The sequence below is a fragment of the Paenibacillus sacheonensis genome, from assembly GCF_009909195.1.
GTDB lineage: Bacteria > Bacillota > Bacilli > Paenibacillales > Paenibacillaceae > Paenibacillus_Z > Paenibacillus_Z sacheonensis.
This window is the reverse complement of sequence record NZ_JAAAMU010000002.1, coordinates 341,471-359,124: the sequence shown is the minus strand read 5'-3', so window position 1 is coordinate 359,124 and position 17,654 is coordinate 341,471. Positions and strand designations below refer to the sequence as shown.

At 56.7% G+C, this 17,654-nt stretch carries 17 protein-coding genes; 5 read left to right on the top strand and 12 right to left on the bottom strand.

The features are described 5' to 3' along the window. Positions 1-22 precede the first annotated feature (22 nt). The 7 genes from GT003_RS04590 to GT003_RS04560 all read right to left on the bottom strand — a co-directional run bounded on the left by GT003_RS04590 (position 23) and on the right by GT003_RS04560 (position 7,063). Entirely contained in the window at positions 23-1,486 is a 1,464-nt protein-coding gene (locus GT003_RS04590; protein WP_161694921.1) for an MFS transporter, read from the bottom strand. 16 nt (positions 1,487-1,502) lie between these two features. After that, complete coding sequence (locus GT003_RS04585) at positions 1,503-1,937, bottom strand: MerR family transcriptional regulator (protein WP_161694919.1); 435 nt, start codon at positions 1,935-1,937, stop codon at positions 1,503-1,505. A 250-nt stretch (positions 1,938-2,187) separates the two neighbouring features. Continuing rightward, positions 2,188-4,368, bottom strand: a complete 2,181-nt coding sequence (locus tag GT003_RS04580; RefSeq protein ID WP_161694917.1) for a YhgE/Pip domain-containing protein — start codon at positions 4,366-4,368, stop codon at positions 2,188-2,190. Between the two features lie 200 nt (positions 4,369-4,568). Beyond that, on the bottom strand, positions 4,569-5,546 hold the full coding sequence (locus GT003_RS04575) for a phosphotransferase family protein (protein WP_161694915.1): 978 nt from the start codon (positions 5,544-5,546) through the stop codon (positions 4,569-4,571). 291 nt (positions 5,547-5,837) lie between these two features. Beyond that, positions 5,838-6,425, bottom strand: coding sequence for a YdeI/OmpD-associated family protein (locus GT003_RS04570; RefSeq protein ID WP_161694913.1), 588 nt, complete (start codon positions 6,423-6,425; stop codon positions 5,838-5,840). Between the two features lie 13 nt (positions 6,426-6,438). Beyond that, entirely contained in the window at positions 6,439-6,744 is a 306-nt protein-coding gene (locus tag GT003_RS04565) for an MTH1187 family thiamine-binding protein (RefSeq protein ID WP_161694911.1), read from the bottom strand. Between the two features lie 52 nt (positions 6,745-6,796). Beyond that, complete coding sequence (locus GT003_RS04560; protein WP_161694909.1) at positions 6,797-7,063, bottom strand: hypothetical protein; 267 nt, start codon at positions 7,061-7,063, stop codon at positions 6,797-6,799. A gap of 165 nt (positions 7,064-7,228) precedes the next feature. Between GT003_RS04560 and GT003_RS04555 the strand changes: the two genes are divergently transcribed. Further along, positions 7,229-7,849, top strand: coding sequence for a uridine kinase family protein (locus GT003_RS04555; protein WP_161694907.1), 621 nt, complete (start codon positions 7,229-7,231; stop codon positions 7,847-7,849). 40 nt (positions 7,850-7,889) lie between these two features. Here the strand turns inward: GT003_RS04555 and GT003_RS04550 are convergent, their stop codons facing one another. Beyond that, positions 7,890-9,050, bottom strand: coding sequence for a glycerate kinase (locus GT003_RS04550; RefSeq protein ID WP_161694905.1), 1,161 nt, complete (start codon positions 9,048-9,050; stop codon positions 7,890-7,892). A gap of 110 nt (positions 9,051-9,160) precedes the next feature. Here GT003_RS04550 and GT003_RS04545 point away from each other — a divergent pair, with 110 nt between their 5' ends. The 3 genes from GT003_RS04545 to GT003_RS04535 are packed head-to-tail and all read left to right on the top strand — an operon-like array spanning position 9,161 to position 12,746. After that, positions 9,161-10,507: a spore germination protein gene (locus GT003_RS04545; RefSeq protein ID WP_161694903.1), complete on the top strand. Its 1,347-nt coding sequence runs from the start codon at positions 9,161-9,163 to the stop codon at positions 10,505-10,507. Beyond that, positions 10,504-11,661, top strand: a complete 1,158-nt coding sequence (locus GT003_RS04540; protein ID WP_161694901.1) for a hypothetical protein — start codon at positions 10,504-10,506, stop codon at positions 11,659-11,661. The genes GT003_RS04545 and GT003_RS04540 overlap by 4 nt, the downstream gene beginning before the upstream one ends. Further along, positions 11,658-12,746, top strand: a complete 1,089-nt coding sequence (locus GT003_RS04535; protein ID WP_161694899.1) for a Ger(x)C family spore germination protein — start codon at positions 11,658-11,660, stop codon at positions 12,744-12,746. The genes GT003_RS04540 and GT003_RS04535 overlap by 4 nt, the downstream gene beginning before the upstream one ends. On the opposite strand, the gene msrA is transcribed toward GT003_RS04535, so the two are convergent. Then, positions 12,747-13,733: a peptide-methionine (S)-S-oxide reductase MsrA gene (msrA, locus tag GT003_RS04530; RefSeq protein ID WP_161694896.1), complete on the bottom strand. Its 987-nt coding sequence runs from the start codon at positions 13,731-13,733 to the stop codon at positions 12,747-12,749. It abuts the gene before it with no gap. 248 nt (positions 13,734-13,981) lie between these two features. Between msrA and GT003_RS04525 the strand changes: the two genes are divergently transcribed. Next, complete coding sequence (locus GT003_RS04525) at positions 13,982-14,467, top strand: C40 family peptidase (RefSeq protein ID WP_161694894.1); 486 nt, start codon at positions 13,982-13,984, stop codon at positions 14,465-14,467. 58 nt (positions 14,468-14,525) lie between these two features. Here the strand turns inward: GT003_RS04525 and GT003_RS04520 are convergent, their stop codons facing one another. From GT003_RS04520 to GT003_RS04510, 3 genes are all read right to left on the bottom strand, one after another. Further along, positions 14,526-15,071, bottom strand: a complete 546-nt coding sequence (locus tag GT003_RS04520) for an NUDIX domain-containing protein (protein ID WP_338045840.1) — start codon at positions 15,069-15,071, stop codon at positions 14,526-14,528. A gap of 155 nt (positions 15,072-15,226) precedes the next feature. Next, positions 15,227-16,642 carry an immunoglobulin-like domain-containing protein gene (locus GT003_RS04515; protein ID WP_161694890.1) on the bottom strand — a complete coding sequence of 472 codons (1,416 nt, stop codon included), beginning with the start codon at positions 16,640-16,642 and terminating at the stop codon, positions 15,227-15,229. A 241-nt stretch (positions 16,643-16,883) separates the two neighbouring features. Beyond that, positions 16,884-17,543, bottom strand: coding sequence for a cell wall hydrolase (locus GT003_RS04510; RefSeq protein ID WP_161694888.1), 660 nt, complete (start codon positions 17,541-17,543; stop codon positions 16,884-16,886). Between the last annotated feature and the right edge of the window lie 111 nt (positions 17,544-17,654).

The following is a 17,654-nucleotide window of genomic DNA, read 5'->3' as shown; positions in this document are numbered from 1 at the left end:
CCCCTTGCTATCCAAGTTGCGATTATTTGTAAGGCAGCGTTGCTCCCGCCGCCGGCCGCGAGCCGCGGCTGGACCGCAGATAAGACATCACGGTCGCCAGCGCCATCAGAGCCGCCATGAACCAGAATACGGCATGCAGGCCGCTGATAAATCCGTTCAGCGACGACTTGTCGTCCATGCCGACCTGCGTTCCCGAGAAGATCGCCAGCATGGCTTCATGCGGAATGCTGTGCGTGACGATCGGCATCGAGAAAGCGATGCTGAGCATCATGCCCATGTTCGTCGTCAAGGCACGGATGCCGGACGCTTCGCCGCGGTATTTCGGACCGGCCGCATTCATGATGCTGCTGGAGTTCGGCGAATTGAACAAGCCGGAACCGACGCTGATGATCGTCATATAGACGGCCAAATGCCAGAACGGCGTCGACAGGCCCGTATCGAGCGCCAGCCCTGCCATACCAAAAATATTCAAGAACAACCCGATCGTTGCAGGCGTCGTTTCTCCGTATTTATCGCCTAGCAGACCCGCCAGCGGCGAGACGACCAGCATGCCGGCCGCGAGCGGAATCGTCATGATGCCGGCGACGAGCGCATCCTTCTCGAGCGCGCCTTGGAAATAGAAGATCAGCATGAACATGACGCCCATGCGGGCAATGGCGTTCAACGTTGCCGATACGATCCCGAACGAGAACGTCCGGTTCGCGAACAGCGGCAGATGAAGCAGCGCGTTCGGGTGGCGCTTCTCGATTCGCAGGAAGAGCGGGAACAGCGCGACGAAGAACAGCGCGGACACCCATACGACCGGCGAGGTCCAGCTTTGAATCGGTCCCCAGGTCAACGCGATCAACAGTCCCGTAATGGACAGCACGTACGTGATCGCGCCGCCGCGATCGAGACCGCCCGCCTTCGGCGCCGCGATCTTATCGTCTTTCATGCCAAGTACCTTGAAGCCCCATACGACGCCGATAATGCCGAACGGTACGTTGAACCAGAATGTCCATTCCCAGCCGAAGGCTTCCGTCAGCCAGCCGCCGAGAACCGGTCCGATAATCTGACCGACGGCGACGACCATGATGTTGATGCCGAGCGCGCGTCCCAGCTCTTCCTTCGGGAACGCATCGGCTACGATCGCCGTGCTGTTGGCCATGATCATGGCTCCGCCGATCCCCTGTAGAATCCGGAAAATAATGAGCAGCGGCGCGTTCTCCGCGAATCCGGCCGCCAGCGAGACGACGGTGAAGAGCAGCATGCCGACGATATAGATGCGCTTGCGTCCGAATCGGTCGGCCAATGATCCCGCCATCAGCACCATGACCGTCTGCGCGACCATGTAGGACAGCATCACCCACATCGCCTGAAGCAGCGTCGCTTGCAAGCCTTGCAGCAAATCCGGAAGCGCGATAATCAACGTGCTGAAATTAAGCGCCGACAATAGGGAGCCGAGGCTCGTTACGGATAATATCCACCATTTTCTTGAATCGTTCATTTCGTCTTTCTTCCTCCTAGCCGCGATGTTCCTGTTTGAGCCGGCGCGCCCGTTCAAGCCGCTTGTCGAAACCGAGCCGCATCGCTTGCAGCTTCTCCATCTTCTCGTCGATATGGGTGATGATCTTCTGCAGCCGGTCGGCCGCTTCGTCCAGCAGCCGGTCGCGTTCGTCCATGTCGGACTCTCCGCGGTAGCTCGCTTTGATCGTCTCGAGCTCTTCTTCCGCTTGAAGAATGTCGCGAATTTCCTGCAGCGATGCGCCCAGCACCAGCTTCAGCCGCAAGATGTGCGATAAGCGCTCCAGCGTCTCTTCGCTGTAGAGGCGATGTCCGCCCTCGGTCCGCGCAACGTCCGGAAGCAAACCGATCTCCTCGTAATAATGGAGCGTTCTCGAGGTAATGCCGAGCCGCTCTGTTGCTTCCTCCACCGTGAATTTCACCGAAATCGTCATGCTCAGCCGCATCTCCTTCCCTTGAATATTCGTTCTGCTGTCGTAATCATAACAGAAATTTCAGATTACGTTAACGTTAGTTTAGGAAAAAATAGAAGCTTGTCCTTGGAGACTCTCGCCGATCGGCGCATGCCATTGGGCGCAAAAAAACACTCCAAGATCGCCTGGGGGAAACGAATTCCGCTGCCAGGCCATGGAGTGTTCATCCTGCAACTACCGACCGCTAACCCAGGGCCGTCGTGTCATGCATTCAAATCTTGACCGGCAGTAGCTGCTCATCGTCCGATTCGGTATCCGTGGTCAAGAAATACGCGCAAGTGAGCGATACCGAGATGACCAAGAAGATGCTCAAATAACCGACCTGATGCCACATGCGCGTAAAGTCCCCGCTGGAGATCACGTCCCTGAAGCCTCGTATGCTGTAGCTCATCGGCAGCCACTGATGCAGCGCCTGCGCCCAGCCGGGCAGCAGCTCGAGCGGGAACGTCCCCGCGCTCGACGACAGCTGAAAGATCATGAGGAGCAGGACGACGAATCGGCCCGGCTGATCCAGCCACGTGACCAGCGTTTGGACGAGCATCATGAAAGTCAGTCCCGTCATGAGCGTGAACAGGTAGAATAACGGGATGCTTTGGACCTGCAAGCCGAAGACCGCGACCAGCAGGGTGCACACCGCAAGCGATTGGACGAGGCTCATCAAGCCGAAGACCAAGAGCTTGCCGATCAGCAGAGGGGCTCCCGCGGCGCGGGCGACCCGCGTCCCTCGCGCCGCGTAGATCGTCGTGAAGACCAGCGCCCCTGCGAACAGCGACATCGAGATGAAATACGGCGCGATGCCGCCCGCATAAATCTTCACTTTTCGGTCGTCCACGGATCGAATCATGACGGGATCCGCCAGCAGATGGACGATCGTATCATCGGCTTTCACCGCCGCGGTCTCTTCCCCAGCCTCGTTCAGCTTGGCCGCCAGCTTCTTGCTGCCGTCCGCGAGCCTTGGCGCCTCGGCATCCAGCTTCGCGGCGCCGGTGCTCAGTTGACGCGCGACGACCGCGGTTTCATCGATGCCAGCAGTCAGCTTCTCTATTCCGCCGGCCAATCCGCCTAAGCCGCTGTCCAGACGAGCAGCACCCGCCCGGAGCTGCTCGCTGCCGGCGGCGAGACGGGCAACTTGCGAATCGAGCGCGTGAACGCCTGCAAGAAGACGCTGCTGTCCGGTTTGTAAGGGACCGAATAGATCGCCTATCGGCTTGTCGTTGCCTAAGCTCTTGGCACTGCCAACCACAGCTTTGACTCCGTCCGCAAGCTTCTTGCCGACAGCGGTCTGTTCCTTCTGATCGGCTTGAAGAGCTTGAGCGCCCTGCGAAATCTCCTTGCTCGCAGCGAGCAGACGTTGAGCGGCCGCATCATCCGCAAGCTCGGGATGCGCGGCTATAAGCCGCGTTAGATCCGCCGCGGCCTCTTTTGCGCCTGCCGCTACTTTGCCGCTTGCCGCAGCCGAGCCGGCAAGTTCGTCCGCCAGCTTACGAAGGCTCGTCTCCGCTGCGGGCAGATCTTTCGTTAACTTGGCGGCATCGGACTGGGATGAGGTTAAGCTTTCGAATAAGGCATCGAGCCCCGCGGCGGTATCATCCGCCGCCTTCGCGAGCTGATCGGCGGCCGTCTTCAATCGATTCGCGCCTTGCGACGATTCGGCCGCGCCGCTGCTTAATTCCGCCGAGCCGTCCTGCAGCTGCAAAGCTCCAGTCCGGAGGGGGCCGACTCCGCTACGAAGCTTGCTCGTCCCGCTTGCGAGCGCATCCATGTTCACCTTCAGCTTATGGATGCCTTCGCTTAACGATACTGCGCCGGCGTTCAGATCGCCCGCACCCTTCCCAGCATCGGCGAATCCGGTGGAGACGGTTTCGAATTGCGACAGCATGCTTCTGGAATAGGCTTCGGTCAATGTCTCCGAGAGCCGGCCGCGAAGTTCCTTAATCGCATTCTCGCCGATTTGACCGGCGATGAAGTTGTTGAAGCTGTTGGATTCGAAGATGATTTCCGCCTGCTTGGGATGCTCGCTCTCCACGGACGATGCATCCGCGGAGAACGAGGCCGGGATGGTGATGGTGCCGTAATAACGATTCCCTTTCATGCCCTTGGCCGCTTCCTCCGCCGTCACGAACTTCCAGGCGAATTCGTCGTTGGAACGCAGTTCGTTGACGAATTCCTCGCCAAGACTGCGCGGCTTGCCCTCGAAGTCGGCGCCTTGATCCCGATTCACTACCGCGATCGGCAGATTGGCCAGTTTCCCGTACGGATCCCAGGTACCGCCGATCAGGAATCCGCTGTACAGCAGCGGCACCATGGCTACGGCCGCAAAGGTGACAATCAGCATCGGAGATCGGACCAAATGCCGCCATTCGCCTGCGAATACGCGAAACCATTTACTCATCCGCTTGCCTCCTCTCGGGTCGTTCTGTTGGTTTTCCCTCGATTTGGCAGATTATGCAGGCGATTCTTGTTCGCTGCAGACAGCGAAGACCCGAACGGCACAGAGGCCATTCGGGTCTTCAAACTCGCATAAACTGGCCTTCGATCGCGTGAATGGCGCACACGCCCAAACGCAATGTTACGCTTCCTCCGCCCTCCGAGTCACGACCGGCCAATGAAGGCCAAGGCGCTGCGAAGATTATGTTCGAATATCTTCCTTGCCAGCGCCTCGTCGCGGAAACCGCGCTGCAGCAGCTTCAAACCTCCGGAGGTACATGAAATATAGTGATGCAGCTGATAGAATGCCAGCCGATCCGCGTCAAGAGCGTCATCCTGCAGATGCCGATACCAGCTGCCGAAGCGAAGCCGCAAGAAGCCGTGCTCATGCTCGACGTCGTAGAAACTCGCGCCTTCGATATCGATCAAGCAGAGCTCCGCATCATTTTTGACTAACAGATGGTCAGGACCAAGCTCGCCATGTACGAGCCCATAATTCTGACGGGGCTTGATCTGCTGCTCCAGGTCATGCATGCGTTGAATCAGCTGCTCCCGATGAGCGGCGACAGAAGCAACATGCTGCGCGGCATAATCCAATTGGCGCAAGGCATTCATCAACTGGTAGCGATGGCAGGGAATAAGCTGATCCTCGCAGCCGTCGACAGGTCCGTATGTCTCGCGTCTCAAGCCGTGCATGCGCCGCAGGAGATCGGACAGCTGTTCCATCAACGGCTCGCTCCGAGGAGAAGCATCGTCCAAGTAAGCTTCCAGCTTCGGACCTGCAATGAATTCGACGAAGGCATAATCGAAGGGGTATTGCGTCCGTTCTCGATTCATCGCATAAAGGGCTGCCGTGCGAATGCCGTTTTGCTTCAGAAAGGCCTGATTGGCGGCGAATAGATTCGCGCCGTACGAATTCCACGACGGAGCGTCGGCATCCTCGATTTCTTCCTGAAAGTAATTCTGGCTCAGATCCCACACGTACAGCAGGCAAGCGAAGCCGTTTGCGAAGTCCACCTTGTAGATGACCTTCTGGGCACCGCCGTACAGACGCTCGGTCTTGACCGGACGATACCCGGTTCCAAAGGCTTGCTTCGCAAAGCTTTCCAAATCCTGCGGTCGAAGATGACCTCGATGATACATACGATCGCATCGCTCCCCATCCATCGTATTGCCGGCAACTAGAATGGTAGCGGAAATGGAAATAAAAATATAGACTGTTTCGGAACGCGCTGGTATGATGTTGAGTTAGGTCTTGATAAAAACGGGCATACAAAAACCTTGGAGCTGCGGCTCCAAGGTTTTTTGCTGTTCTGAAGTTCTGCCGTTCTGCTGTTCTGTTGTTCTACTGTTCTGCCGTTCTGCTGTTCTGCTGTTCTGCCGTTCTGCCGTTCGTTGTTCCACCGTCCACCCTAACAATGCCTGCACGCGCAGTCATTTGGGGTAGATCCGCTCGCCCTTCTCCAGCATGTCCACGAACTGCGCAATACGCTTCATCCGGGTTTCCGCCTTCTTCGCATTATGAATCCTGAAAATCATCGCGTACCGATTCTGCTTGTCGAGCGCCTCGAAGAACGCGCCGGCTTTCTCGTTCCGGGCCAGCGCATCGGCAAAATCCTCCGGCAATTCGGAGGTGCTCTGCGGCGCATAGGCCTTGGCCCATTGGCCATTTTGCTTCGCCGTCTCGATCGCGCGCAGGCCCGCGGTTTTCATTCGATTCTGCTCGATTAACCGCTCTGCCTTTTCGACATTCACCTTCGACCATATGCTTCGCGCTCCGCGGGGCGTAAACCGCTGAATCCACAGCTCGTCATTGAGCTTCTCCTTCCGGCTGTCGATCCAGCCGTAACAGAGGGCAATCTCGAGCGCCTCTTGATAGCTGATCGATGTGATTCCCGAAGCCTTCTTCGCGATTTGCACCCATATGCCCGCCGAAGCCTCATGATGCTGCTCCAGCCAGTCCTCCATTTGCCGCTGCCCTTCGAACAAGACCATCGGCAGACCATCTATCGTACCGGACATTCTCGCACCTCCATCAGCGCAGTTTCTCTTCTACCGATCGCATCTTCTGTTCCATCGTTCCCTTCTTGTCTCTCCGGTCGTCGATGGTGATCGAGGTCGATACCCGCATCGCGCCGTGCGAGAACGGCACCTCGTGCATGCGACGGACGACGGCGAGCAAGTCGTCCAATTCGCCTTCGATAATCGTGCTCATCGGCGTCAGCTGATAGCGGATGGACTCCTTGGCTTCCTGCAGGACGTGGACGATGGACGCCACGTAGGCGCCGACGCTCGGCGATTCCGTTCCGAGCGGAACGATCGTAACTTGAACGATAGCCATGCGAATCACTCCTTTTCTTAACCTTCACGGTATTAATCATTAATGACATTTATTAATTTTTTAATTTGCGTTTCCTTTCCACCAAGTAGAGGATCAACCAAACAATCGAACCGATCAGATACAGCGGAAGCACGAACACGATGAGCGTTGCGAATTCGGCCAAGTCCTCCCATCCGCCGTTGCCGCGGTTGACTTCCACGAGCAGAATGAGGCAGCCGAGCGCGTAAATGGCCAATGGCCACCATCTTCTCCGCCAGCCGGCAGCGAGCAGCACCAGCAGCAGAATCACCCATAGAATTACATAACCCGGACCATGCATGCGCACCCTTCCTTCCGTATGAGTCGTCCGCGTTGCGCGGTTAAGCTTTCATTACCCATCTCCGAATACATACCTGACAGCTCCTTGCTTATCGACCTTTGTTTAGAAGGTATATGCGCGGAGAGCCGCGAATAGATGGAGCATGCTCCAAAGGAGGGAATACCCATGACAGATGAAACGAACCATTTATTCCCTGATTTACAAGCAGCGGCAAAAGCCCTTGCAGCCTCCGTCCTAGCGGCATCATCCCGGTTCAAACGTCCAATGATCGCGGCCGTCGACGGCGGAAGCGGCGCCGGAAAGTCAACGCTGACGCGCATGACGGCGCCGCTGATCGGAGCCTCCGTCATCCATTACGACGATTTCTTCGACGCGGCTGTACCAGACGAGGAATGGGACCTATGCCCGGATGAGCAGAAATGCCGCCGCTGCATGGACTGGATTCGGCTTCGACGCGAGGTGCTGGAGCCGCTCTTGAACGGCCAGCCAGCCCGCTACCGTCCGTATTCGTTCGAGACGGAAGATAAGCTGGCCCCAGAGTCCGTCATCATTCAGCCTTCGCCTGTCATTCTGCTCGACGGCATCTACAGCGCCTTGCCCGAGTTGAACGACCTGCTCGACTACAAGATTCTAATCCAGGTTCCGGACGCGATCAGGCACCGACGGCATAACGAACGCGAGAACAGCGAAGATATCGCGTGGCATCGCCGCTGGGATCCATCCGAGGCTTACTATTTCGCGCAGGTTCGTCCGCCTTCGTCCTACGATCTCGTCATCGAGCTCTAAATTGCTCGCGGACGGGTCATTGCTGTTCATTTGATCCGGTTCATTCCGTCTTGTTCTTAGGTCCAGATTGCCCAACAATCAGCCGCACCACGTTCGAGACCGTTTGACGCAAATTCGCCTCGCCCTGCTTCATCGCTTCTTCCAGCGTCATCGGCTTCGGCGTGATGCCGAACACCGCCTGCAAGCCCCCCTCATACAGTTCCTCGTAGCCCGGCTGCAGGCTGCCCGCGAAGGCGAGCACCGGCACGCCGGCCTGCTTCGCGTGCTTCGCGATGCCCGCGATTACTTTGCCGCCCGGCGTCTGGCTGTCGATCCGGCCTTCTCCAGTCAAGACATAATCGGCTCCCCTGACATGCGAATCGAAGCCCACCGCGTTCAAGACGAGCTCGATGCCCGGCTCGAGCTTGCCGCCGCACAGCATCAATGCCGCTCCGAGCCCGCCTGCGGCGCCCGCTCCGGGAATATCATGCAGACGAAGACCCTCGGTCTTCTCGATGCAATCCGCGAAATGCGTCAGCGCCGCGTCCAATTGCTCCGCCACCTCCGGCGTCGCGCCTTTCTGCGGTCCGAATACATGCGATGCCCCATGCGGACCGGTCAGCGGATTCGTCACGTCGCAAGCGACGGACACCCGGATCGACTTCAAGCGGGAATCCATGCCGGCCAGGTCGATGGCCGCAATGCGATGAAGCTCGCCTCCTCCGCGTCCAATCGGCAGTCCGCCGCTATCCAGCAGACGGGCGCCAAGCGCTTGCAGCATGCCCGCGCCGCAGTCGTTCGTGGCACTTCCTCCGATCGTCACGATCAAGCGGTCGACGGCGCCGCTGTCCAGGGCAAGCCGAATCAATTCCCCCGTTCCGTACGTGGTCGTCAGCAGCGGATTTCGAGCCGCCGCCGGAACCAGCTGCAAGCCGCTTGCCTGCGCCATCTCCACGATGGCCGTCCTGCCGTCGCCGGATAAACCCATTCGCGCCGAGACCGGCTCGCCCAGCGGACCAGTGACTTTCGCTTCCACCATGCGTCCGTCTAACGCATTCACCAGCAATTCCAACGTTCCTTCACCGCCATCGCCGACGGGCAGCTCCACGATCTCGACCTCGCTGCCGCGCGCAATCTCCGTTATCGCTTCCCGCATAATGGCGGCGACCCGCCCGGCAGCCATGCTTTCCTTGAATGAGTCCGGCGCTAACACGAATTTCATTCCCATCCCGCTCCTCTCTCGCTTCGATATGGACCGCCTATCCAGCATTTGCATATTGTACCGCTTTCCGGGCATCCTAATTCCCAAATCAAGGGAACGGAGGCGGCTTCATGATCGAACAAATTCGCAAGGAATTGCAAAATCCGTCCGATTTGTTCAGCGACACCTTGGATAACGGCATTATCCAAATGGAGGTCTGTTACTTCCCTTCGTTGTGCGACCCGACGCTTATCAAAGACGGCTTGCTCGTCCCGTTCTCCTATCGTTTCGAACTTCCCGTCTTCAATCGCATGATCGAAGCGGATCCTTGCTTTTCCGAAGTGGACGAGCCCCAGCTATGGACGAATCTGCTGCTGAAGGGCACGCTCTTGTTCAAAATCGAGGATACCGTCTACCGCTTCGACGCGCAGCGCAAGCTGTTCGACCGGCCGGACGAAGTTCAGATCGAATCCACGCTGCAAGGACCCCAGTCCGCGATGACGGAAGATCTCGACATGAACGTCAGCTTGGTCCGACTCCGCTACAACGAACCGACGCTCTGCGTGGAGCAGCATGTGCTCGGCGAAGCCTCGAAGTCCCGCGTCACGCTGCTCTACGACGCCGAACTCGTAAATCGCGACGTGTTGGAACAAATCAACATCCGGTTGTCCAAAGTCAAAGTCAAAACGCTGCGCGCCACGGGGCTGCTGCTCAAGGAGCTGTCCGGAAGACGTCACAAGCTATTTCCCATTATACTCCAAACGGAGCGCCCTGACCGCATCGCGACGATGCTCGAGCGCGGCAAAGTGGCGCTGCTGCTGGACGGCAGCCGTTTCGGCCTTGTCCTACCCGTGCGCATGTTCGATTTCATGCATGCGATGGACGATGATTACGAATTTCATTGGATGAGCAAGTTTCTGCTTATGTTGCGCTACGTCGCCATGGTACTGACGATTACGCTGCCCGCTACGTATATCGCCATCGTCTCCTATAACCCCGAGGTGCTGCGCGTTCAATTGACGCTGTCCATTGCCGGCAGTCGGGTCGTCGTGCCTTATCCGTCGTTCATCGAGGTATTCCTGATGCTATTCATGATCGAAGCGCTCATCGAGGCTAGCTTACGACTGCCCCGGTCCATCGGGTCCACGGCCACGACCGTAGGCGGTTTAATTCTCGGCCAATCCATTCAGCAAGCCGGTCTCGTCAGCAGCATTATGATCATCGTCACCTCCGTCGTCGCGATTTCGAATTTCGTTATCCCGAATAACGGCTTCGGCTATTCCATACGGTTCATCAAATATGTCTTCGTCATCGTCTCCATCTTCTACGGCCTGCTCGGCGTCGTCGTAACGTTCTTCAGCCTGATCGTCTATTGGTGCAGTCTGCGCAGCTTCGGTCAGCCATACCTTGCCGTGTACGTGCCGAAGAACGAGGCCAAACGGCATCATGCCGCCGCAAAAGGAGGGCGTTCGTCTTGATCAGGTATTTCTACTATCACGTCTTCTACGTCGGCATGATCAATATCATGATGTTCGTCCCTACCCTGCTCATCAGAGACCGGTTTCACGGAGCCGTCTCCGGCATGCTGGTCGCGATCGCGATCAGCTCGGTCATGTCGCTCGTGACGATGGCCTGCTTCGAGCGTTTTCCCGGTCTCGGGTATCCCGAAATCAGCGATCTCTATCTGCCCCGATGGCTGACGAAGGTGAACATCCTGTCCGCCGCTTTATTCGTTTGGCTTCCGTCCGGCATCATCGTCCTATACTCCTACGCCGAGACGGCGAGAATGTTCTTCTATCCGGACATGCCTCCGCTGGTCAACCTGATCCTGCTCGCCGGCGCGGCGGCCTGGGCCAGCTGCCAGTCGACGCGGACCGTGCAATTCATTCAGGAAATCGCGATGGTGCTCATCACGCCGCTGATCATTCTATTTCTTCTGAAGGCGATCACGAACGAAAACATGAACTGGGATGCCATTCGTTACGTAGCCGGCTACGTCAGAATCGCTCCGTCCTTCATAACCATAGCGGCATCGACCTTCCTGTTCTCGGGCTATATGAGCCTCGTGCTGTTCAATCGCATGCATGAAGAAGGCTTCAAGTTCAAGTTTCGATGGGTGGTGCCCCTGTTCAGCAGCTTGTTTCTCGCGGTGACCTTTTTCGTGCCCATCGGCTTCCACGGTACCGTTGGCGTGCAGGAATACGTCTACCTCTGGTCGATGACGGCCGATTCCATGGCGCTGGACTACGGCTTCATTAATCGGGTGCTGTACGTCTTCCTGCTGATGTTTACCGGCATTTCGCTGCTCTACGTCATGAATACTTGGCATACGACGATCCATTTCATCCGGTATACGCTGAATGGATATAAAAGCGTGGAAGAGACTCCCGCGTCCCGTATCAATATTTGGTTCTCGGTCGGAATCGGAGCCGCGGCGTTCGTCTACATGTATTTCATATCGACGGAAGAGAACCAACGGGTATCGGAGGTATGGATTATCACGCGGTTTTTCGTCGAAATCTTGACGGTATTCATGATGCTGTATTTCGTATGGCGACAAAAAAAATCGAAGTCGAAAAACAAGCCGCGGGCGGAAGCGCAGTCCGCGGCCATCGGGAAGGCTGCCGAATGAAGAAAATCGCTGCAAGTATTCTGATCCTGGGCTTTCTCGCGAGTTCGAGCGGATGCGGCTTCAAAGATCTCGATAAACGATTCTTCGTCGTCGCGATGGGCGTGGATTGGACCGGAGACAAGGAAAAGCCGTACGAAGTTACCCTCCGTCTCGCCATTCCCGCATCCAAGATCGGAGAAGGCCTGGCGGAAAGCCAAGTAGAGCATCTGGCGGCCCCCAGTATCGCGGAAGCCGTCCGCAACCTAAAATCGCATGTCGACAAGGAGCTCGACTTCGGTCAATGCCGCATTTTCCTCTTCGGCAAAACGTTAATCAAGCATTCGATGGAAGAGCCGCTTAATTGGCTGAGCCGGCGGCGCGATATCCAGCTGATTTCCTATGCGGCCGTAGCGCAGCCGACGGCGATGGCAATTTTGAAGGCCAACCCCGCGACGGAACGCATCGCCGGCAACGCGTTCTTCTTGACCTTCGGCAAGGAAGGAACCGTCTCGCCGTATACGGTCACGGAATATTTATTCGACATCTTCCGGCGTTTCTCGGAGAAGGGCATGGATCCCTATTTTCCGACGATCCGCTTCGACGGGGATTCCTACGTCGTGGAGAATTTGGTGTTGTTGAACAAAACGAAAGAACAACTTCTCCTCAACAGAGCCGAAACGATCCTGTACAACCTGAGCGCGAATTCGTTTTCCCGCTCGGGAATCGCGATCAACTACGAAGGCAAACGGCTCGTCTTGTATATTTCTCGGGTATCCAGGGATGTCAGCATTACGAGGGATCGCGTACCTACCGTCAAGCTTCGGTTCAAGATCACAGGCATAGTCGAGCAAAGCGCGGTCGTCCTGTTAAACAGCAAAATTCCCGAAGTCCAAGGCCTGCTAGAACAGGAAATGAATCGGACGACGAAAAAACTGCTGATCAAAATAAGAAATGCAGGCGTCGACCCTTACGGGTTCGGCCTGCATTACTTGGCGAAATATTTCGGAAACGAGCAAGACTGGAAACACTGGCAGGAGGTTTATCCGCAAGTGAAGTTCGAAGTCAGCTCGCGCGTGATCATCGAAAGCACGGGACTCGTCCGTTGATTACAGCGAGGACAGCAGATGACCGTATCCTTGCGCTTCCATCTCGGCTTTCGGGATGAAGCGCAGCGCGGCCGAATTGATGCAATAACGGAGCTTCGTCGGGCCTGGCCCATCGTTGAATACGTGGCCAAGATGCGAGTCGGCATCCCTGCTGCGCACCTCCGTGCGGATCATGCCATGGGTGAAATCGGATTTCTCCTTCACGTTGGCGTTCACGATCGGTTTCGTGAAGCTCGGCCAGCCGCAGTTGGAATCGAATTTGTCCGTCGAGCTGAAGAGCGGTTCGCCCGAGACGATGTCCACATAGATGCCTTCCCCGTTGAAGTCCCAGTATTCGCCCGTGAACGGCGCTTCCGTGCCGTTATTCTGCGTCACTTCGAATTGCGCGGGCGTCAACTGCGCACGGCGGGCTTCGCGGTCCTGCCGCGTATTCCAATGCTCGGCGATGAAGGCGTCGCGGCCCGAGCCTTTGCGGTACATCTTATAGCGAAGGGGATTCTTATGGTGGTAGTCCTGATGGTAATCCTCTGCCGGATAAAATTCCGATGCCGGGGCGATCTCCGTCACGATCGGTTTATCGAAGCGGCCGCTCTGCTGAAGCTCTTGTTTGGAGCGCTCGGCAGCGGCACGCTGTTCTTCGCCGTAGGTAAAGATCGCGCTGCGATACGAATCGCCCCGATCGTGGAACTGTCCGCCCGCATCCGTCGGGTCGATCTGGCGCCAGTACGTTTCAAGCAGCTTCTCGTACGGATAGATCGCGGGATCGAACGTGATTTGGACGACTTCCGCATGCCCCGTCGTTTCCGTGCATACCTCTTTGTACGTCGGATTGACGGTATGTCCCCCCATATAACCGGAGACGACGGCATGGATGCCGGGCTGCTCCTCGAACGGGGTTACCATACACCAAAAACAGCCTCCGGCGAAGGCCGCCCGAGCCAGCTGAGGATTGGAATTGCGGGATGAATCTATCAGGTTATCGTTCATGCGTAGACACGTCCTTTCTTTCGCTTGACTGCTTCTACTATCATACCAGAGTTCGGTTTTCGAATCCAAATGACGCCGTTCGACAAAACAAGCCTTTACAAATTAGAAATTTCTCACGTAATTCTCATAAAGTCGAATTTGCCCATTGTTGCCTTGTTTATCTTCCCTCATCCTGCAAAAACCCCCTGTTTCAACTGTGCTATAGTGTTGAAAGACAAATGGCACCTTGAAGAGCTGGAGGGAAAGACATGAAAGTTTCCAAACAACGTTTACTCAAAAGCATCCTAAATGTGAGTCTTTGCGCCTCGATCGGCATGACAGCCGTCGTAGTCGAAACGGCTGTAACCGCAGAAGCAGCAACCGCGAAATCCAAAGAATTGATCAGCTATGGCGAGAAATACATAGGCACACCCTATCTCTACGGTGCAGTTCCTTATATGACGAACGCATTCGACTGCTCTTCGTTCACGCAGTATGTATACGACAATTTCAACATTACCCTGCCCCGTACTTCGCTTGACCAAGCGTTGAAAGGACAGAAGGTCGCGAAAGGCTATCTCAGCATGGGCGATCTCGTCTTCTTCAAAACGAACGGGTACAGCATCAGCCACGTGGCCATCTACGCCGGCAATAATAAAATCCTGCACAGCGCCAACGATGGCGTCGAAATTTCCGATTTGAGCTCCAGCTACTGGAAGAAGAATTACGTTACGGCGCGTCGCGTGCTCAACTAACGCATGAAGAGCCGGATAGGCAAGGCAGCAGCCTTTGCGTATCCGGCTCTTTTGCGTTTTATACCCGGAACAACCCGTGTCCGTCCATCTTGACGATCGGCGCCGGATCTTCCGTCAAACCGTCGCTTCCCGAACGCAAGGCGACGTCGATCAACCAGCGCGTAAATCCGGCAACGTTCATCGTTTCCAGCTCCTGCAGGCTGTAAAACCCTGCCATATCCACTTCGACGCCGTCCGGTTCCGGTTCCCCGCTCACGTAATCCATCGCGAACGCGATGTAGACGTTATGAATGTTCCGCGGCAGGTCGCGCAGCGCCACGATTCCCCGAACTTCCGCATCCACGGCCGTCTCTTCCTTGACTTCGCGCTTGATCGAATCATGAATCATCTCGAGCTGCTCGATATAACCGCCCGGATTCGTCCAATAGCCTTTGCCCGGTTCTTGGGCTCTGCGCACCAGCAGCACTTTCTCGTCCCGCAGCACGAGCGCGCCGACGCCGATGCTGTAATTTCCCCAATGCACGAAGCTGCAGCCGTCCGCCGTGCAGGCTTTCCGCATCGTTCCGTCCACGTCGCGAATCTCAAGCGGCGCTCCGCATGACATACAATAGTTGATCTCCATCTGCTTCACCCGATCTGTCCGATATGATGTACTTGCTGGTAGAATTGCCTCGACTAAATCATAGCGCTTATCGGGCGTTCCGTACAACCATAAATATCGAACCGGTCGGATTCGGCCAAGAGGCGGCTTTCCGAACGCTATTGCTGCTTGACCGTTACGTTGAAGGTACGGACATCCCCGTATCCATTATTGCTGATGACCGCGGTGAGCGTCACGGCCGCATCGCCTTTTCCGTGCGCCGGCCGGTGGAGCGTCGCGCCGTTATTGGAGATCACGGCCGAATTGCTCGAGTACCAGACGATCGTGCTGCCGTAGTACCCTTTGCTCGGCAGTCCCAGCGGCTGCGTCACGCTTGAAGCATTATCGCTGCCCTTATACGAGATGGCAAGATCGGCTTTATCGGCGGCGGCTTTCTCCTGATTGTTGAATTCGGGCTTGACGGTCAAGACGAACACCTTCACGTCGGTCGCGGAGCCGCTGTTGATGATGGCCGTCATCACGACGAAGGCATCTCCGCTTCCGTAAGCCGGACGGTGAATCGTCTTGCCGTCCGAGGAGAGCACGCCCGGCGTGCTCGAGGTCCAGGTAATCTTGGAACCGTTCACGCCTCTGGAAGGCAGCCCGTCAACCGGCCGCGTCACGCGCCCCGTCGAATCCGATCCGCCGAAGTCGATCGCGAGCGCCGCTTTGTCGGCTGCTACGCGCTGCGGATCCGGCATCTGCTGCTTCACCGTCACCGGGAAGATCTTGATGTCCGTGGAGGAACCGGATTGAATGATCGCCGTAAAGACGACGTACGCATCCCCGCTGCCGTTGCCCGGACGATTTACGCTGCGGCCGTCATTCGAGATGATGTTCGGCGCCGAGGACGTCCACTTGATCGCGGAGCCGTTAGCCCCTTTCGACGGGAGCGACTTGAACGGCTGCGTGACGCTGCCTGCGTTGTCGGAGCCACCGAAGCCGATCGCGAGCGCCGCTTTGTCCTTCGCGACGCGCTCGCTGTCGGAGAGCTGCGGATAGACGCCCTTGACGACGACGCGGAACGTTCTGCTCGCCGTGGCGTTATTGAACTTCAGCGAAGCGGTCAAGTCTACCGCGACGTCGGATTGCGACGGCCGGTGAATCGTCAGCCCGTCATTCGAGAGGATCTGCGGATTGCTCGACGTCCACTTGACGCTCGAACCGTTCTTGCCCTTGCTCGGCAGGATGATCGGGAGCGTGACGTTGATCGCCGAATCGCCGCCAAGGAATTGTATGGCCAACGCGTTCTTGTCGTCCGTCACCTTCTTGATGCTCTGATCGTTCGGGTTCGCGCCGGATACGCACTGCGCCTTGAACTGCGCGATCAGGTTCTTAAGCAGCGCCTTCGTCTGCTCGCTCTTGGTCTTCTGGAGGACCTGATTAAGCATGATGACGGTCACGTTGCAGGATGCCTGCTGGCTTTTCAGTTTGGCGGACGTGGATCTCCCGCTATTGCTGCCTTGTGCAAATGCTGCCGTGCTGCTGAACGCAAACAGAGATAGGACGAGTAAGGCGATTGCCCATTTCTTCATGATTCTCTCTCCTCTTCTGAATGAATGTGGCGAAGATCTATCCGGAGACGGACAGCTTCGCCGGGCGCACGAGCAAGGCAGTATGTTTAATGGCATTAAATGAGCGGCGCGCTGCGGCGTTCTCGTTCTCCTGTTAATTAAGACGGGGGCCGGCGTGAATTAGTTGCGGTCGATTTGGGCGTTTGAACGAAAAAAAATCCGCCGGTGGCGGATTTAGTTAATGGGGTTAATCACCTGTCGATCAGATCGCAAACACGTGATTGCCGATCTTTGTCGTTATTTTGCGGGACAGAATCCATTTGGATTTCGCCGTCGTCGGATTGTAGTAATAAACCGCGTTTTTCGTCGGATCCCAGCCGCGGACAGCATCCTTCGCAGCCAAGAAGGCGCTGTTGTTCGGCAGCAGCCAATATTGTCCGTCCGCGACGGCGGAGAACGCGAGCGGCGCCATGATGACATCCGTCAACGTCTTCGGGAAGAGCGGCGACTGAAGACGGTTCATGACGACGGCGCCCACGGCCACCTGTCCTTTATAAACCTCGCCCCTGGCTTCGGAATAAATGATCCGCGCGAGCTTCGACAGCTCGGGCTTGTTGACGGTCAGCTTCTTCAGCTTAGACCAGGTGGCGGGTCCGGCTATCCCGTCCGCCGCGAGTCCGTGCTCCTTCTGGAATTTCGTAACGGCGGTCCGCGTAATAAGGCCGTATGTCGTCGTGATCGTGCCTTTGAAATAACCTAGCGTTTGCAGTCTGAACTGCAGGTCCGCCACGTCTCCGCCTTGGCTGCCCGATTTGAGCGTCGTCGGGGAAGCTGCCATTGCAGGGCTGCCAAAGCTAAGCAGGGAGCTTCCCGCGATCAGCATGCCGGCGAATAAGGCGGTCAATCGTTTGTGTCTGTTCATGAAGCCTGAATCCCTCCAAACATGATTATGGAGACTGATCATAACATGAATCCCGGGCTTCATGAGCGATTAAGGGGGTTTTTTAATGATTTTAAAACTTTCTCATTTGAC

Bases quoted from the DNA above. Each gene is read 5' to 3' on its own strand.
- GT003_RS04590 (WP_161694921.1), bottom strand. From the start codon at position 1,486: ATGAACGATTCAAGAAAATGGTGGATATTATCCGTAACGAGCCTCGGC.
- GT003_RS04520 (WP_338045840.1), bottom strand. From the start codon at position 15,071: ATGTCATGCGGAGCGCCGCTTGAGATTCGCGACGTGGACGGAACGATG.
- GT003_RS04560 (WP_161694909.1), bottom strand. From the start codon at position 7,063: ATGCATGGTCCGGGTTATGTAATTCTATGGGTGATTCTGCTGCTGGTG.
- GT003_RS04580 (WP_161694917.1), bottom strand. From the start codon at position 4,368: ATGAGTAAATGGTTTCGCGTATTCGCAGGCGAATGGCGGCATTTGGTC.
- GT003_RS04575 (WP_161694915.1), bottom strand. From the start codon at position 5,546: ATGTATCATCGAGGTCATCTTCGACCGCAGGATTTGGAAAGCTTTGCG.
- GT003_RS04510 (WP_161694888.1), bottom strand. From the start codon at position 17,543: ATGAACAGACACAAACGATTGACCGCCTTATTCGCCGGCATGCTGATC.
- GT003_RS04535 (WP_161694899.1), top strand. From the start codon at position 11,658: ATGAAGAAAATCGCTGCAAGTATTCTGATCCTGGGCTTTCTCGCGAGT.
- GT003_RS04570 (WP_161694913.1), bottom strand. From the start codon at position 6,425: ATGTCCGGTACGATAGATGGTCTGCCGATGGTCTTGTTCGAAGGGCAG.
- GT003_RS04565 (WP_161694911.1), bottom strand. From the start codon at position 6,744: ATGGCTATCGTTCAAGTTACGATCGTTCCGCTCGGAACGGAATCGCCG.
- GT003_RS04515 (WP_161694890.1), bottom strand. From the start codon at position 16,642: ATGAAGAAATGGGCAATCGCCTTACTCGTCCTATCTCTGTTTGCGTTC.
- GT003_RS04555 (WP_161694907.1), top strand. From the start codon at position 7,229: ATGACAGATGAAACGAACCATTTATTCCCTGATTTACAAGCAGCGGCA.
- GT003_RS04545 (WP_161694903.1), top strand. From the start codon at position 9,161: ATGATCGAACAAATTCGCAAGGAATTGCAAAATCCGTCCGATTTGTTC.
- GT003_RS04585 (WP_161694919.1), bottom strand. From the start codon at position 1,937: ATGACGATTTCGGTGAAATTCACGGTGGAGGAAGCAACAGAGCGGCTC.
- GT003_RS04525 (WP_161694894.1), top strand. From the start codon at position 13,982: ATGAAAGTTTCCAAACAACGTTTACTCAAAAGCATCCTAAATGTGAGT.
- GT003_RS04550 (WP_161694905.1), bottom strand. From the start codon at position 9,050: ATGAAATTCGTGTTAGCGCCGGACTCATTCAAGGAAAGCATGGCTGCC.
- msrA (WP_161694896.1), bottom strand. From the start codon at position 13,733: ATGAACGATAACCTGATAGATTCATCCCGCAATTCCAATCCTCAGCTG.